Origin of the sequence: Huijunlia imazamoxiresistens (assembly GCF_037132455.1) — a bacterium.
Lineage (GTDB): Bacteria > Bacteroidota > Bacteroidia > Chitinophagales > Chitinophagaceae > Flavisolibacter > Flavisolibacter imazamoxiresistens.
On record NZ_JBBBEI010000041.1, the window covers coordinates 17,930 to 33,727 of the forward strand.

Below are 15,798 nucleotides of genomic sequence, written 5' to 3' on the forward strand. Positions count from 1 at the left end.
GGTAAATTTTGCTAAAATCATTAGTTTTACAACCACAAAAAATTCGAGAATGACCGGGATTTAGCCGAGAGATCCAGTCCTCATTCTTATCACTTTTATAAACGAAAAACATGTCAAATAGCGAAAAACTGAAAGCGCTCAAGCTTACCATGGACAAGATCGAAAAGGACTTTGGTAAGGGCAGCGTTATGATGATGAACGAACGAGGCGAACAGCAACTGGAAGTGGTATCCACGGGCTCCATCGGGCTGGATTCGGCTCTGGGTGTGGGCGGCTTGCCGAAAGGCCGGATCGTGGAGATCTACGGTCCTGAAAGCTCCGGTAAAACCACCGTGGCGACCCATGTGATCGCCGAGGCCCAGAAGAAAGGCGGCATGTGCGCCATTATCGATGCCGAGCACGCCTTTGACAGCAACTATGCGCAAAAGCTGGGCGTGGACGTGGACAACCTGCTGATCTCGCAGCCCGACTACGGCGAGCAGGCCCTGGAAATCGCCGACCGCCTGATCCTGTCCGGAGCCCTGGACGTGGTGGTGATCGACTCCGTGGCCGCCCTGGTACCCAAAGGTGAGCTGGAAGGTGAAATGGGCGACAGCAAGATGGGGCTGCAAGCCCGCCTGATGTCGCAGGCCCTGCGGAAGCTGACGGCCACCATCAGCAAAACCAACACCATCTGTATCTTCATCAACCAGTTGCGTGAAAAGATCGGCGTAATGTTCGGTAACCCCGAAACCACTACCGGCGGTAACGCCCTGAAATTCTACGCCTCCGTTCGCCTGGATATCCGCCGGATGAGCCAGATCAAGGACGGCGAAGAAGCCATCGGTAACCGCGTAAAGGTGAAAGTGGTGAAAAACAAGGTTGCACCCCCGTTCCGCAATGCCGAGTTCGATATCGTGTTCGGAGAAGGCATCTCCAAGATCGGTGAGATCCTCGACCTGGGCGTGGAAATGGGCATCGTGCAGAAAAGCGGCAGCTGGTTCAGCTACAACAGCGATAAGCTGGGACAAGGTCGCGAAGCGGTAAAAACCCTGCTGCAGGACAACCCGGCCCTGGCAGATGAAATCGAAGGAAAAATCCGCGAGAAAGTAAAGGAACTGCAGGCTTCCTAAGCCCCGCAGGTTTCCTCCAAATAATAAGGCCTGTATCTGATGATACAGGCCTTATGTGTTTTGATAGGTCAGCAACGGTGTCCAAGTGAAAATCGGGTGTTAATCGGGGTACGATTGGTGGTTTTTCAGAAATCCTTTATAAAAAAACTCATCAAATAGTCAAGTACCGCCTGAATTCTATCAATTACTCTGCCATATGTATAAGTGATTGTGAATGAATGCTTAATGGTTTTTAGAGGTGGCTAAAAAGCCATCTTTGACACTTAATTTCCGGCCCGAATGGCCAATATTGATGGGAAATAAGGGCTCAGTAGGATATTTTTTTACCTTCAGCCCCACTAAAAAAAACGATATGAGTCAAATCCGGACGCTGGGAAGTAAAAAGCGCATTGCATTGGTCGCTCATGACAATAAAAAGAAGGACCTGGTCGACTGGGCCACTACCAACCGGGAGTTCCTGGCTCCCCACGAACTGGTGGCCACCGGTACCACCGGCAAGTTGCTGGAAGAGAACCTGGGCCTGCCGGTGCGCAAAGTGTTCAGCGGCCCGCTGGGCGGCGACCAGCAGATCGGCGCCCTGATCGCCGAAGGCAACCTGGACATGATCGTTTTTTTCTGGGATCCCATGGAAGCCCAGCCCCACGACAGCGACGTAAAAGCCCTGTTGCGCCTGGCGGTAGCCTGGAACATCCTGATGGCCTGCAACCGCACCACCGCCGACTATATCCTGACCTCCCTGCTGATGAAGGAAGATTACACCGTATCCGTTCCTGATTACAGCGGTTATCTGAAAAGGAATATTTAAGATTTCATTCGCTCCGGCTGTTTTGCTTTCCTAGCACAGATGTTGCACCGGACCGGGTGGTTAACTTTTCCAATCTATGCCATTTACCATTTCCGCACCATACCAGCCGGCGGGCGACCAGCCCGGCGCCATCAACGAATTGAGCGAAGGCATCAGCCGGGGCGAAAAACACCAGGTATTGCTGGGAGTTACCGGCTCGGGCAAGACCTTTACCGTGGCCAACGTCATCCAGAAGGTCCAGCGTCCCACCCTGGTGCTGACGCACAACAAGACCCTGGTGGCCCAGCTCTACGGCGAGTTCAAGCAGTTCTTCCCCGACAATGCCGTGGAGTACTTCGTTTCCTACTACGACTACTACCAGCCGGAAGCCTACATGCCGGTGACGGACACCTACATCGAAAAAGACCTCAACATCAATGAAGAGCTGGATAAGCTGCGCCTGCGGGCCACGACCAGCCTGCTATCCGGCCGCCGGGACATTATCGTGGTGGCCAGCGTCAGCTGCATCTACGGTATGGGCAACCCCACCGACTACGAAAGCGGCATCGTCCGCATCGCAAAGGGAGATGAGCTGTCGCGGCAGGGCTTTTTGCACTCGCTGGTGAGCTCGCTGTACAACCGCACTACCGTGGAATTTACCCGCGGCACCTTCCGGGTCAAGGGCGATACCGTGGACATCAACCTGCCCTACGTGGACTTTGGCTACCGGGTGACGTTCTTCGGCGACGAGATCGAGGAGATCGAAAGCATCGACGTGGAAACCGGCAAGCGCATCGGCAAGCTGGACAATGCGGCCATTTTCCCGGCCAACCTGTACGTGGCGCCCAAGGACATCATGCAGCAGGTGCTTTACGATATCCAGGACGAGCTGGAAGCCCAGGTGGAGTACTTTAAAAGCGTCGGCAAGTTCATCGAGGCCCAGCGCCTGAAGGAGCGGGTAGAATACGACCTGGAAATGATCCGCGAGCTGGGCTTTTGCAACGGCATCGAGAACTATTCGCGCTTTTTCGACCGCCGCCAGCCCGGCACCCGCCCGTTCTGTTTGCTGGACTACTTCCCCAAAGATTTTATCTGCGTGATCGATGAAAGCCACCAGACCATCCCGCAGGTGAGCGGCATGTATGGCGGCGACCGCAGCCGCAAGATGACCCTGGTGGACTACGGCTTCCGCCTGCCCTCCGCCCTGGACAACCGGCCGCTGAACTTCCACGAGTTCGAGAACCTGCTGAACCAGACGATCTACGTGTCGGCCACCCCCGGCGATTACGAGCTGGAGCAAACCGGCGGTGTAGTAGTGGAACAGGTGGTACGGCCTACCGGCCTGCTGGAGCCGCCCATCGAGGTGCGCCCCAGCGTGAACCAGATCGACGACCTGCTGGACGAGATCGACAAGCGGGTGAAAAGGGGCCACCGCGTGCTGGTGACCACCCTCACCAAGCGCATGGCCGAGGAAATGGACAAATACCTCAAACGTATCGACATCAAATCCAAATACATCCACAGCGACGTGGACACCCTGGAGCGCATCGAGATCCTGCGCGACCTGCGCCTGGGCGTCATCGACGTGCTGGTAGGGGTGAACCTGCTGCGGGAAGGCCTCGACCTGCCCGAAGTGTCGCTGGTGGCCATCCTGGACGCCGACAAGGAAGGTTTTCTGCGCAACGAGCGCTCCCTGACCCAGACGGCCGGCCGCGCCGCCCGTAATGCCGAAGGCCTGGTGATCTTTTATGCCGATAAGATCACCGAAAGCATGCAGCGCACCATGGACGAAACCAGCCGCCGCCGCGAAAAGCAGATGGCCCACAACCTGGAGCACGGCATCGTGCCCCGCACCGTTACCAAAAGCAAGGAGCAGATCATGGCGCAAACCTCGGTGCTGGACATCAAGGGCTATGACGCCGATTCGCCCCTGGCCGTGGAGGAGATCGTTACCCATGCCGCCGAAGAGGGCGCCGAATACACCACCATTCCCCAGCTGGAAAAGGCCATCACCAAAACCCGCAAGGAAATGGAAAAGGCGGCCCGCGACATGGACTTCATGGAAGCCGCCCGCCTCCGCGATGAAATGTTCTCCCTTCAAAAGAAGCTGGAAGGCATGAAGTAGGGAGGAATTGGGATATTAGTTAATTGGTTAATTGGGTATTAGGCCCAATCTCCTAATTCCCAATTAACTAATATCCCAATTAACTACTTTCGCCTTTATGGAAGAAAAGAAAGTCTTTTTGCTGGATGCCCTGGCGCTGATCTTCCGGGCCTACTACGCCCTGATCCGCAACCCCCGCATCACTACCAAAGGAAAAAACACCAATGCCCAGTTCGGCTTTACCAATACCATCATCGAGCTGATCAACAACCAGAAACCCACCCACATGGCGGTCTGCTTCGATACCTCGGCCCCTACCGAGCGGCATACCGATTACGAAGCCTATAAAGCCAACCGCCAGGAAGCCCCCGAAGACCTGCAGCTGGCCATTCCCGATATCAAACGCATCATCCGCGGCCTGAACATCCCCATCATCGAAAAAGATGGCTTCGAGGCCGACGATGTGATCGGCACCCTGAGCCAGCAGGCCGAAAAGCTGGGCTACGAAGTCTTTATGGTCACCCCCGATAAGGATTACGGCCAGCTGGTCAGCGAAAAGGTAAAGATCTACAAGCCCGGCTACCAGGGCGGCGACGTGGAGATCATGGGACCCAAGGAAGTATGTGAGAAATGGTGCATCCAGTCGGTAGACCAGGTAAAGGATATTTTGGGACTGATGGGCGATGCCGTGGACAACATTCCCGGTGTTGCCGGCGTGGGCCAGAAGACCGCCTGCAAGCTGCTGACCGAATGGGGAACCTTGGAAGCCGTTGTAGAGAACGCCGACAAGATCAAGGGCGCCCTGGGCGAAAAGATCAGGGCCGGCAAAGAAGCGGCCATCATGTCCAAAAAACTGGCGACGATCATCACCGATGTGCCCATCGAATTCCATGAGGAAGACTTCCGTCTGAAGGAGTGGAACAAGGAAGCCCTCAAAGAAGTATTTACCGAGCTGGAGTTCCGCGCCGTGGGGCGCCGGCTGCTGGGCGAGGATTTCGGCGAACCCGTCGCCGCCCGCAAAAGCAGCGTAGGCGTGCAGGCCGACCTGTTCGGCACCCCCGTGGCCGAAGCCCCCGTAGCCGTGGAAGCACCCGAGGAAGCCTCCGTGGTGCAGCCCGGCAAAAACATCCGCAATACCCCCCACGACTACAAATCCGTAGTAGGCGATGACGCCATAAATGAGCTGGTCAAAGAATTAAGCGGGCAAACCGAGATTTCCTTTGATACCGAAACCACCGGCATCGACGCCAACATGGCCGACCTGGTAGGCTTTTCGTTCAGCATCCAGCCCGGCCAGGGCTGGTACGTGCCGGTACCCGCCGACGATGCCGACGAAACCCGCCGCATCCTGGGGCTGTTTGCCTCCCTCTTCCAGGATGAATCGAAACTGTGGATCGGCCACAACCTGAAGTACGACCTGCTGATGCTGAAATGGTACGGCGTACAGCTGAAAGGCCGCCTGTTCGATACCCTGCTGGCCCATTACCTGATCGAGCCCGACGGCAAACGCAACATGGACTGGCTGAGCGCCAAGTACCTGGGCTACGAACCCATTCATATCGAAGAGCTGATCGGCAAGAAAGGAAAGAACCAGGGCACCATGCGCGACGTGCCCTTGGACAAAGTGACCGAATACGCCGTGGAAGATGCCGACGTGACCCTCCAGTTCCGGAACATCTTTTTGCCGCAGCTCGAAACCCTGGACGTTAAAAACGTTTTCGACAAAGTGGAAAACCCGCTGGTGCCCGTGCTGGTGGACATGGAGTACGAAGGCGTGCGCATCGACATGGACTTTTTAAAAGATTATTCTAAAGTGCTGGACGCGGAAGCCCGCGAGCACGAGGAAAAAGTATACGAGGCTGCCGGCGTGCGCTTCAACCTGGGGTCGCCCAAGCAACTGGGCGAGGTGCTGTTTGAAAAGCTGAAGCTCGACCCCAAGGCCAAAAAAACCAAGACCGGCCAGTATGCTACCGGGGAAGACGTCCTGAGCAAGCTGGCGGCCGAACACCCCGTAGTGGACAACATCCTGGCCTACCGCGAGTACACCAAGCTGAAATCGACCTACGTGGATGCGCTGCCGCAGCTGATCAACCCCAAGACCGGCCGGGTGCATACCAACTATGGGCAGGCCATCGCCGTTACCGGCAGGCTGTCCAGCAACAACCCCAACCTGCAAAACATTCCCATCCGCACCGAAAGGGGCCGCGAGATCCGCCGGGCCTTTATCCCCCGCGACGACAACCATATCCTCATCAGCGCCGACTATTCGCAGATCGAGCTGCGCATCGTAGCCGCCCTGAGCGGTGACGAAAGCATGTGCGAAGCCTTCCGCCAGAACAAGGACATTCATACCGCCACCGCCGCCAAGGTGTACAACGTGGAAGAAGAGGCCGTTACCAAGGATATGCGGCGCAAAGCCAAGAGCGTGAATTTCGGCATCGTGTACGGCCAAAGCGCTTTCGGGCTGGCCGAGAACCTGGGCATCAGCCGGGCCGAGGCCAAGACCATTATCGACAACTACAAAAAGGAATTTTCGGGCGTTACCCGCTACATGGACGAAATGATCGAATTCGCCCAAAAGAACGGTTATGTACAAACGGTGATGGGCCGCAAGCGCTGGCTGCGCGACATCAACTCCGCCAACTTTACCGTGCGGGGCTTTGCCGAACGCAACGCCATCAACTCGCCCATCCAGGGAACGGCGGCCGACATGATCAAGCTGGCGATGGTCAGCGTGCACGAAGCCTTTAAGCAACACGGTTTCCGCTCGACCATGATCCTGCAGGTGCATGACGAATTGGTGTTCGACGCCCTGAAGGAAGAAGTGGAAATAATAAAACCGGTGATCCTCGAATGCATGCAGTCGGCCATGGTACTGCCCAACGGCGTTCCCATCATTGCCGAAGTAGGCTCCGGCGCCAACTGGCTGGAAGCGCACTAGAAATCCTGAAAATTATAAAGAGAAGGGGCGGGATGCATCAACTCCCGCCCCTTCTCTTTATGATTTTATTTCTTTTATTCCAGCACGCCGAACTTGCCCGACTGGAATTCCTGTATCGCCTCGCGGATCTCCTCCTGGGTATTCATCACGAAAGGTCCGTAGGAAACGATCGGCTCTTCGATGGGCTCACCGCTTAACAGCAGGAGGACGCTTTTTTCCAGGGCTTTGACCTGGATGTCTTCGCCTTCATTTTTAAAAAGCACCATGCTGTGCTCTGCGGCGGTTTCGCCGTTCACTTCCACGCTGCCGTTCACCACCAGCAGGGCCGTGTTGTGCGCCGCCGGAATGGTTGCCGTCACTTCGCCGCCTTCGTTCAGCTTGATGTCCAGCAGGTTGACGGGCGTATACGTGGCCGCGGGACCGGCGACTTCGTTGAACCGGCCGGCAATAACATTTACCAATCCGCTGTTGTGCGGCAGGGTTACCTGTCCCATCTGGCCGGCCGTGATGCCCTGGTAATGCGGCGGCGTCAGCTTGTCTTTTTTCGGAAGGTTGACCCACAGCTGCACCATTTCAAAGGGGCCGCCGGCGCGGGAAAAGGTTTCTTCGTGGTATTCTTTGTGCAGGATACCAGCGCCGGCCGTCATCCATTGCACGTCGCCGGGATGGATCACGCCGCTGTTGCCGGCGCTGTCGTGGTGCGCCACGCTGCCTTTATAAGCGATGGTCACGGTTTCAAATCCCTTGTGCGGGTGCACGCTGACGCCCCGGATGGTTTCGGAAGGCCCGAAGTCGAATTCCGCATTGAAGTCCAGCATCAGGAAAGGGCTGAGCCTGCGTTGCAGATCGTGTGTTCCCGGTATGTAATTGTACACCCTGAAGCCATCGCCCACCATACCGGGACGGACAGGGCGGGCAATGATTTTTTCTATCTGCTTTTTCATATTGTTGTTCCTTTTTGAGAAAGAACAAATGTACCCCTGCGGGCAGGCGGAATCCATTGATGAAGGATAAGAAATACCCTTGATGCAGCTTAAGAAAAACAGCCCTGAAAGAGCGGCATACAACAGTTATTGGAGCGGCAGCTCCTGGCCCAACTGCCGGTACATGCTTAAAAAGTCAAAATAGTTCCAGGCCTCGACGAATTTACCGTTTTGAATGCGTACCAGGCTCAGTCCGCAAAACCGCACTTGCCTGCCGTTCTCCTTATGGGTGGCGGTAGCGGTGCAACGGGCGCTTTCCATATCGTCCTGGCTGATGACATCTTCCACGGTGAAATGGATGTCCTGGAATTGCTGTTGCAAGGCATCATAATACTGTTTAAAGTGGTCACTTCCCTGGAGCGGTGCGCCATTGGCCCCGAGGCCATGGATAAGGATATCGCTGGCAAGCAATTCGTCTATGGCTTCCCTGCGGCCTTTGTTCCAGACTTCTTCGAACCATTTGAAGGAGCAGGTGGATGCAGCATTGCGCATGTTCTGGCTGTTTTTGGTGATGCTTAAAGATAAAAACTTATATTAAGAATCCGGTATTCGGTTCAATCCCTTCTTATGCCTACCTTACGGGCCAATTTTAAAATAAGCTGGCAACGCCCATGAAACCTGTTATTTACTATTGCTATGATGCCTATTGTGGCTGGTGCTACGGCTTCAGCCCGGTGATCCGCCGCCTGGCCGAAGAATACAAGGACCGGGTGGACTTCGACGTGCTTTCCGGCGGTATGATCCTGCCGGACGAGCCGCAGCATTTCGCGCCCCTGGCCACCTATATCCAAACCGCCTACAAGCAGGTGGAGGAAACCACCGGCATCCAGTTCGGCCAGGACTTCCTGTGGCATGTATTTCACCCCTCCGAAACCGACTGGTTCCCCGACAGCACTAAGCCGGCCGTGGCCCTGTGTATCTTCAAAGAGTACTATCCCGACCAGGCCGTGTCCATGGCCTCCGACCTGCAGTACGCCCTTAATTACGAAGGCCGCGACCTCACCGATAACGAGGCCTACCGCCACCTGCTGCACCAGTACAATATTCCCGAAGAGGATTTTTACGCCAAGCTCGACAGCGAAGAATACCGTGAAAAGGCTTACTACGAATTTGCCCTGACCAAGCAATTGAACATCACCGGCTTCCCGGCCGTGCTGATCCAGGTCTCCGACTCCAAGTTCTTCCTGCTCACACGAGGATTTACCGATTATGAAACGATGACGAGGCGGGTGGATAAGGTACTCGCTGAAATTTAAATTTTACGAGTTATACCATTTTCGCTTAGGTTAGCCGGGATTGGGAAGCCCGCAGGGCTTCAACAAAAGTAGCCCCGGGTGCAACCCGGGGTCAGCAGTAGTTCGTTAACCCCAACCCCGAATGGGGTTGAAGGTGGGACCCGCAACAAAAGAGGAGTCCGTAATCAGGAAGGCTTTTCGAAGGATCCTTCGAAGCCGAATACTGCTTTTAGTCGAACAGGACACATTCAACCCAATTCAGGGTTGTGCGTAAAGAACTACTGCTGCCCCCGGGTTGCACCCGGGGCTACTTTTGTTGAAGCCCTGCGGGCTTCCCCGATCCGAAATTCCTAAGGTTGTAGCTGAAGGTCAGCATGAAGTACTGGCGCAGCACTTCGTTTTGCACGTCTTCGATATAGGCGTCGGTGACGTTGCGGCTGATGCTTTGGTTCTGGCGCAGCAGGTCGAAGACGCTCAGGCGCAATTCTCCCTTCTGGTTCTTAAAGAACTTTTTCCCCGCACTCATATTCCACAGCCAGTACGACTGGTTGAAGCCCAGTGACAGGCCCCGGTAGAGCTGGTTGTTCAGGTCGTTTTGGAAAAACCAGCCATTTTTCGAAAGCAAGTTCAGCTGAACACCGCCCACGTGGCTGAAGTAGTTGTTGTTCTGCGCCGGCTGCACTTCGTTTTTCACCTGGCTGAAGTTGGCCGAGTACGAAACGGTAAAGTCCACGTATTGGCTGATGTTGCTGGCGAGCACCGATCCCAGGGTATAGGTGTAATTCTGCGATTCGTTTTTCAGGTAATTGATGATCCCCGGCTGCTTGCCGTAGGTAAAGCCCCCGTTGAGGTTGAAGTTCGACTTGATGGTTTTCAGCGGCACGGCAAAGGTGAGGAAGGAGCGGAAGCTGCTGTAGCCGTCGACATTCACCGGCTTGGTCAGCTGCTGGCCCCGCAGCAGGGTAATGCCCTTGCCGATGGTGGAGTCGCTATCGGCGATATAGGTAGCGTTGGTGATGTAGTTCCTGGCCGCCTGGTAATAAACGTTGCCCACCAGCAGCAGGCCTTTGGCCGTGTTGGTGAAGGTGTAGCGGGTGCTGAGGGTGTGCATGTACTGCTGTTCCAGCTCGGGGTTGCCCATGCTGATGTAGGGCGGGTGGGAGATGTCGGCCACGTCCTGCAGCTGGGTCACGGAGGGCTGCGAAGTGTTGGCGCGGTAGAAGAAGCGGAACGAGCTGCGGTCCGAGAACTTCAGCCGCAGTTGGGCGTTGGGCAGGAGGTTGTCGAAGGTTTTGCTCACCGTCAGCTGCCGCGGGTATTGCTGGTCGCTGTTCAGCGAGGAATGCTGGTAATTGAGGCCGAAGGATATTTGGTTGTCGCGGTCGCCGCGGCGGAACGACAGGCCGGCGTTCTGGGCCTTGAAAGTATTGTTGAACCGGCTGGACAGGCTGTCGCGGAAGATCGAGTACTTGGCGTCCGCCGGGTTGAATTGGAAGGTTTGCTGGTCGGCCTGGCTGCGGGAGTAGGAGGGGTTATAGCTGAGCTGCAGCTGGCCTTTTTTCCCTACCGGCTCTGTATAGCCGATGTTGGTGGAGAGCTGGTAGCCGCTGTTGGCCTGGTCGGTATACTGTTGCGAGAGCGAGTCGTAGTAGCTGCCGTCCGTGTTGTAGCGCCGGTTGAAGGCGTCAAGGAAGGTTTCGCCCGTGCGCTGGTTGTAGGAGGTGTTGAGGTTGATGGAAAAGCTGCGGCCGCGTTTGGCAAAGGAGTGGCGGTACAGGATCGTGTTGTTCAGGTTGTTGCCTTTGCGGTCGCTATTCGAAGTATTGCGGGTTTCGCTGACCTTTTGGGTGGTATCGAAAAAGGAAAGGGTGGTGTTGTGCCGGTCCGTGCTGTTGTTCTGAAAACTCAGGCTGGGCATGATCAACAGCTGGTTCGACGAGTCGATCTTGTACTCGAAGCGCATATTGAAGCGATGGTTGTTGTTCTTGCTGCCGGAGCGGGTGGCTTCATTCAGGTTGGCGACGTTTTGCAAAAAGTACTGGCGGTTGACGGTTTCGTTGGTGGTATTGTCGTTGTTGTTGAAAAAGTAGGAGCCCGAGACGGTTACTTTTTTACCCCAGAGGTCGGAATAGTTGATGCCGGCCGAGTTGGTGCGGTTGATGCCGTTCTGCTGACCTACCAGGAAGTTGCCGTTGTTGCCAAAGCCGCCGGAATTACCGCCGCCCCCGCGGTTTCCTCCCCGGTTACCCCCTCCGCCCCCGCCGCCGCGGTTACCGCCCCGGTTGCCGCCGCGTTGGGCATTGCTGGTTACGCCCAGCAGGTCCTGGGAGGAGAAGTTCTGCTGGTTGATGTTGTTGGCTAGGCCCACCAGCGAGAGGCGCCGGTTGTCCTTTAATATAGTGGCATTGCCGCCCGCCTGGTAGCGGCCGTCGGTGCCGTAGCCGGCGTATACCCGTCCGAACTGGCCGTTGCGCATATTCGCCTTGGTCACGATGTTGATGCCTTTCTGGGTGTTGCCGTCGTCGAAGCCGGTCAGCTGGGCCTGGTCGCTCAGGCGGTCGAACACCTGGATCTTGTCAATGATTTCGGCCGGCAGGTTGCGCAGGGCGGCGGTCGCATCGTCGCCGAACAGCTCGCGGCCGTCGATGGTCACCTTTTGTACGTTTTCGCCCTGGGCCTTTACCTGGCCGTCTTCTATGGTCACGCCGGGAAGCTTGCGGGCCAGGTCTTCGGCGCTGGCGTCGGGATTCACTTTAAACTGGCTGGCGTTGTACTGGACCGTGTCGCCCTTTTGGGTCGCCGGCGGTACGGTCACCGTTACCGTTACGCCCGTCAGCTCTTTGGAGGTTTTGGGCAGCACCAGGGTGCCCAGGTCCTTGTCCGTGCTGTCGATGCGGACGCCCCGGCTGAGGTTTTCGTAGCCGATGGAGCTGATCCGCAGCAGGAACGAGTCCCGCCGCAGGCCGGTAAACCGGAAAAATCCCGAGGAATCGCTTACGGTATGGAGGCGGAGGGTGGTGTCGGTAGCGCTTTGCAGCAGGGCGGTAGCTCCCTGCACCGGCCGGCTGGCCTCCTGTTGTTGCAGTTTCCCGCTCAGGGTAAAGGTTTGTGCCTTCAGGGTACAGGTGCCTGCCGCCAGGAAGGCCAGGCCAAGGAGAAGAATCTTTTTGCGCATAAAAAGCCGTTTTTCCGGTTCCGAATACCGGAGGCGGGCGAAAAACTGTGCCGGGCAAGCCTACCAGTGTTAATTAAGGTGAATAAATGAGGCGGGCGAATCCGGGTTCCCAGTTTCCCGTCAGGGTTTGTATATTGCACCTTCCAAAAAACAACCGTATGGAGTATAATAGAATCGTAGCCGTAACCGGATTGCCCGGTTTGTATGAAATTGTCAGCAGCAAAAGCGATGGCGCCCTGGTGCGCTCGCTGGAAAACAACACCACTAAATTCATTTCTTCCCGCATCCATAATTTGTCGCACCTGGAAAGCATCGAGGTATATACCGTGAACGAGAACGTGAACCTGGCAGAGGTGTTCGTGGCCATGAAAGGCAGCAGCGAAGCCCTGCCCGATGCCAAGGACAATGCCCAGCTGAAAGGATATTTCGAAAAGGTGTACCCCAACCTGGATTTTGAGCGGGTGTACGCCAGCGATATGAAGAAAATGGTGAAATGGTACGAAGTGCTGCAAAAGCAGGGGATCGACTTTACCCCGCGCCAGCAGGAAGAAGAAGCCGCCGAGGCGACTGAAGCCGCTGAGACAACTGAGTCTGGAAACTAAGAAGAATAGGCAATGGGCAATAAACAATAGGCAATCGACACATGCCTGTTGCTTATTGCCCATTGCTTATTGCCGATTATCTCCCTTGATCTTTCACTTGTTTAATCTCTTAGCTCATGGAATACAGTGCCCAAATTACCAGCATTCCGCGCCATTACCTGCCCGCAGATTTTAAAGTAACCGACTGGCCTGCCCTGGAGCCTTACTTCCAGGAACTGCTGAACCGCCCCGTCGGTTCGGCCAACGAGCTGCAACGCTGGCTGCAGGACGTCAGCGAGCTGGAAGCCGTGATCGGCGAAGACGCCGCCTGGCGCCAGATCCGCATGACCTGCGATACCGAAAACAAAGAACTGGAGGCTGCCTTCAACTATTTTGTGCTGGAGATCCAGCCCAAGATCCAGCCTTATGCCGATAAGCTGAACCGCAAACTCATCGGCAGCGAGTTCTCCCAGGGACTCGACAAGGAAAAATACTTTACCTACCTGCGCAACGTGCGCAAGAGCATCGAGCTGTTCCGCGAGGAAAACGTGCCCCTCCAGGCCGAGATCGCCGTCAAGGCGCAGCAGTTCGGTGTCATCTCCGGTAAAATGACCGTGGAGATCCAGGGAAAGGAATACACCCTGCAGCAGGCTGCCAAGTTTTTGCAGAGCCCTAACCGGGCCCTGCGTGAAGAGGTGTACCACAAGATCCAGCAGCGCCGCCTGCAGGACCGCGACCAGCTGAACGACCTGTTCAGCCAACTGCTGGAAAAGCGCCACCAGGTGGCCCTGAATGCCGGATTTGCCAACTACCGCGACTTCCGGTTTTCCGAGCTGGGCCGCTTTGACTATACCAAGGAGGATTGTTTCCAGTTTCACCATGCCGTGCGCACCCACGTGCTGCCGTTGGTAGATTTCATTTACGACCGCAAGCGCCAGCACCTGGGCCTGGATTCGCTGCGTCCCTGGGACGTGGACGCCGAGCCCGAAGGCATCGAGCCGCTGCAGCCGTTCCAGACCGGCGAAGAGCTGGCGCAGAAGGCTATTGAATGTTTTCAGCAAATGAACCCCTTCTTTGCCGAATGCCTGGTGAAGATGCGCGAAATGGGCCGGCTCGACCTGGACAGCCGCAAGGGCAAGGCCCCCGGCGGCTACAACTGCCCCCTGCCCGAAACCGGGGCGCCCTTCATCTTTATGAACGCTGCCGGCCAGATGCACGACGTCACCACCATGGTGCACGAAGGCGGCCATGCGGTGCATTCCTTCCTGGCGCACAACCTCGAGCTGACGGCTTTTAAGGAATACCCCATGGAGATCGCCGAAGTGGCCAGCATGGCCATGGAGCTGTTCAGCATGGACTACTGGAACGTGTTCTTCGACAACGAAGAGGACCTGCGGCGGGCCCGCGAGCACCAGCTCGAGCGGGTGCTGACCATCTTCCCCTGGATCGCCACCATCGACAAGTTCCAGCACTGGATCTACGAACACCCGCAGCATACCCTGGAGCAACGGGCGGAACACTGGCGGCTGATCTCCAACGAGTTCACCTCCATTGCCATCGACGTCACCGGGCTGGAAGAATACCGCCGCTTCGGCTGGCAGCGACAACTGCACCTGTACGAAGTGCCGTTCTATTATATCGAGTACGGCATTGCCCAGCTGGGTGCCATCGGGCTGTGGAAGCAGTTCAAGGAAAACAGGGAGCAGGCCGTGAACAACTATATCCAGGCCCTGCAAATGGGCGGCACCCGCACCCTGCCGGAGCTGTTCCAGGCTGCCGGCCTGAAGTTCGATTTCTCCCCGGAATACATCAGCGAGCTGATGCTGTTCGTAAAGGACGAAGTGGAGGCCATCTCCCATCCCCGTGCCGGCAAAAAGGCATAGCCATAACTACCGGTTCTAACAACTATAAAATAAAAAACCGGCCTGCGTGCAGCAGGCCGGTTTTTTTGTGGCAGGAGGAGGGGACGGTTTTGCCCAGCCTGCCTCAGATGCTGCAGGGGACTTTTGGAGGAAACTGCCTTTTTATCCGGTCTGTCTCCGCTGAGCCTGCTTTTAGGACAGCTTAATGGTTGAACAATGAATTTTTGAAGTCAAAAAGGCAGTTGGAAATAATGAAATAAAAAGGCTGAAACCCGCTCTGGTAAAGGGTTTGGGTAATGGAGGGCTCTATTTTGGCATAATGAGCTGGCACATTAATTGAAAATAAGAGGAGAGGGACTCCTCTTATTTTTGTATCAGCAAAGGAAATGAAGAAGGAAAGGCAATCGTTAGTGGCAGGCAATCGTTAGTAGCAAAGAATGAAAGCAATCGTTAGTGACAAGAACAATCGTTAGTAGCAAAGAGATTTCATACGCAAGACAATCGTTAGTGACAAGAGTAATCGTTAGTAGCAAAGAACTTCGAACTTCATACGGAAGCAATCGTTAGTGACAGAACAACGTTAGTAGCAAGAAAAACTCATAAGCACGCCAATCGTTGGTGGCATTGAATATCGTTAGTAGCAAAGAGCATAGCAAAGCAAATCGTTAGTGACAAGCAAGCATCGTTAGTAGCAAAGCATCGTTAATCGCAAAAAACGTTTCAGGCTGGTCTCGTTTCCGGCGGGATCAGCCGCCCCTGGTATCAGCAGGGGTGTTTCTATTGCAAAGAAGCAAAGAAAAATCCTTATAAAAAAGAAAACGTTTAACTTTTTTTAACAGTCCTCCATCCCCCCTCCCTTAAACGTTACTAAATTTTCCCGGTCGCTTTTCATTTTCCCTGTAATTATATGCGCCGGCCGTTGATCTTATTATAAATGTAATTTAGGGAATCCCTGAAAATAGCTTTTCCAGAGGCTTACTGATCAGATCGGTAGGCCTCTTTTTATTATTGAAGGGTATGT

10 protein-coding genes are annotated in these 15,798 nt (G+C 55.4%); 7 read left to right on the forward strand and 3 right to left on the reverse strand.

Annotated elements, in window-relative coordinates:
* Nucleotides 1–110: 110 nt before the first annotated feature.
* The 4 genes from recA to polA all read left to right on the forward strand — a co-directional run bounded on the left by recA (nt 111) and on the right by polA (nt 6,941).
* Nucleotides 111–1,112 (forward strand): recombinase RecA, encoded by a 1,002-nt coding sequence (gene recA / locus V9K67_RS25225; RefSeq protein ID WP_336727593.1) that lies wholly within the window; start codon nt 111–113, stop codon nt 1,110–1,112.
* 352 nt (nt 1,113–1,464) lie between these two features.
* The gene (locus tag V9K67_RS25230; protein WP_336727596.1) at nt 1,465–1,917 is read left to right on the forward strand and encodes a methylglyoxal synthase; all 453 of its coding nucleotides are present in this window, start codon (nt 1,465–1,467) and stop codon (nt 1,915–1,917) included.
* Nucleotides 1,918–1,993: 76 nt separating this feature from the next.
* Complete coding sequence (gene uvrB / locus V9K67_RS25235; RefSeq protein WP_336727597.1) at nt 1,994–4,021, forward strand: excinuclease ABC subunit UvrB; 2,028 nt, start codon at nt 1,994–1,996, stop codon at nt 4,019–4,021.
* Nucleotides 4,022–4,118: 97 nt separating this feature from the next.
* The gene (polA, locus tag V9K67_RS25240) at nt 4,119–6,941 is read left to right on the forward strand and encodes a DNA polymerase I (RefSeq protein WP_336727601.1); all 2,823 of its coding nucleotides are present in this window, start codon (nt 4,119–4,121) and stop codon (nt 6,939–6,941) included.
* Between the two features lie 74 nt (nt 6,942–7,015).
* Here the strand turns inward: polA and V9K67_RS25245 are convergent, their stop codons facing one another.
* The gene (locus tag V9K67_RS25245) at nt 7,016–7,885 is read right to left on the reverse strand and encodes a pirin family protein (protein ID WP_336727603.1); all 870 of its coding nucleotides are present in this window, start codon (nt 7,883–7,885) and stop codon (nt 7,016–7,018) included.
* Nucleotides 7,886–8,011: 126 nt separating this feature from the next.
* Complete coding sequence (locus tag V9K67_RS25250) at nt 8,012–8,416, reverse strand: ester cyclase (RefSeq protein ID WP_336727605.1); 405 nt, start codon at nt 8,414–8,416, stop codon at nt 8,012–8,014.
* 119 nt (nt 8,417–8,535) lie between these two features.
* Between V9K67_RS25250 and V9K67_RS25255 the strand changes: the two genes are divergently transcribed.
* Nucleotides 8,536–9,180, forward strand: a complete 645-nt coding sequence (locus V9K67_RS25255) for a DsbA family protein (RefSeq protein WP_336727607.1) — start codon at nt 8,536–8,538, stop codon at nt 9,178–9,180.
* Nucleotides 9,181–9,466: 286 nt separating this feature from the next.
* Here V9K67_RS25255 and V9K67_RS25260 read toward each other — a convergent pair whose 3' ends face one another.
* Nucleotides 9,467–12,334, reverse strand: a complete 2,868-nt coding sequence (locus tag V9K67_RS25260; RefSeq protein WP_336727610.1) for an outer membrane beta-barrel protein — start codon at nt 12,332–12,334, stop codon at nt 9,467–9,469.
* A 158-nt stretch (nt 12,335–12,492) separates the two neighbouring features.
* On the opposite strand from V9K67_RS25260, the gene V9K67_RS25265 reads away from it, so the two are divergent.
* Nucleotides 12,493–12,936 carry a DUF5606 family protein gene (locus V9K67_RS25265; RefSeq protein WP_336727613.1) on the forward strand — a complete coding sequence of 148 codons (444 nt, stop codon included), beginning with the start codon at nt 12,493–12,495 and terminating at the stop codon, nt 12,934–12,936.
* A 116-nt stretch (nt 12,937–13,052) separates the two neighbouring features.
* On the forward strand, nt 13,053–14,798 hold the full coding sequence (locus V9K67_RS25270) for a M3 family oligoendopeptidase (protein WP_336727615.1): 1,746 nt from the start codon (nt 13,053–13,055) through the stop codon (nt 14,796–14,798).
* The last annotated feature ends 1,000 nt before the right edge of the window (nt 14,799–15,798 follow it).

Excerpts from the sequence above, each read along its gene's own strand:
- V9K67_RS25265 (WP_336727613.1), top strand. The coding sequence starts at position 12,493 with ATGGAGTATAATAGAATCGTAGCCGTAACCGGATTGCCCGGTTTGTAT.
- V9K67_RS25230 (WP_336727596.1), top strand. The coding sequence starts at position 1,465 with ATGAGTCAAATCCGGACGCTGGGAAGTAAAAAGCGCATTGCATTGGTC.
- V9K67_RS25250 (WP_336727605.1), bottom strand. The coding sequence starts at position 8,416 with ATGCGCAATGCTGCATCCACCTGCTCCTTCAAATGGTTCGAAGAAGTC.
- V9K67_RS25255 (WP_336727607.1), top strand. The coding sequence starts at position 8,536 with ATGAAACCTGTTATTTACTATTGCTATGATGCCTATTGTGGCTGGTGC.
- recA (WP_336727593.1), top strand. The coding sequence starts at position 111 with ATGTCAAATAGCGAAAAACTGAAAGCGCTCAAGCTTACCATGGACAAG.
- V9K67_RS25260 (WP_336727610.1), bottom strand. The coding sequence starts at position 12,334 with ATGCGCAAAAAGATTCTTCTCCTTGGCCTGGCCTTCCTGGCGGCAGGC.
- V9K67_RS25245 (WP_336727603.1), bottom strand. The coding sequence starts at position 7,885 with ATGAAAAAGCAGATAGAAAAAATCATTGCCCGCCCTGTCCGTCCCGGT.
- V9K67_RS25270 (WP_336727615.1), top strand. The coding sequence starts at position 13,053 with ATGGAATACAGTGCCCAAATTACCAGCATTCCGCGCCATTACCTGCCC.
- polA (WP_336727601.1), top strand. The coding sequence starts at position 4,119 with ATGGAAGAAAAGAAAGTCTTTTTGCTGGATGCCCTGGCGCTGATCTTC.
- uvrB (WP_336727597.1), top strand. The coding sequence starts at position 1,994 with ATGCCATTTACCATTTCCGCACCATACCAGCCGGCGGGCGACCAGCCC.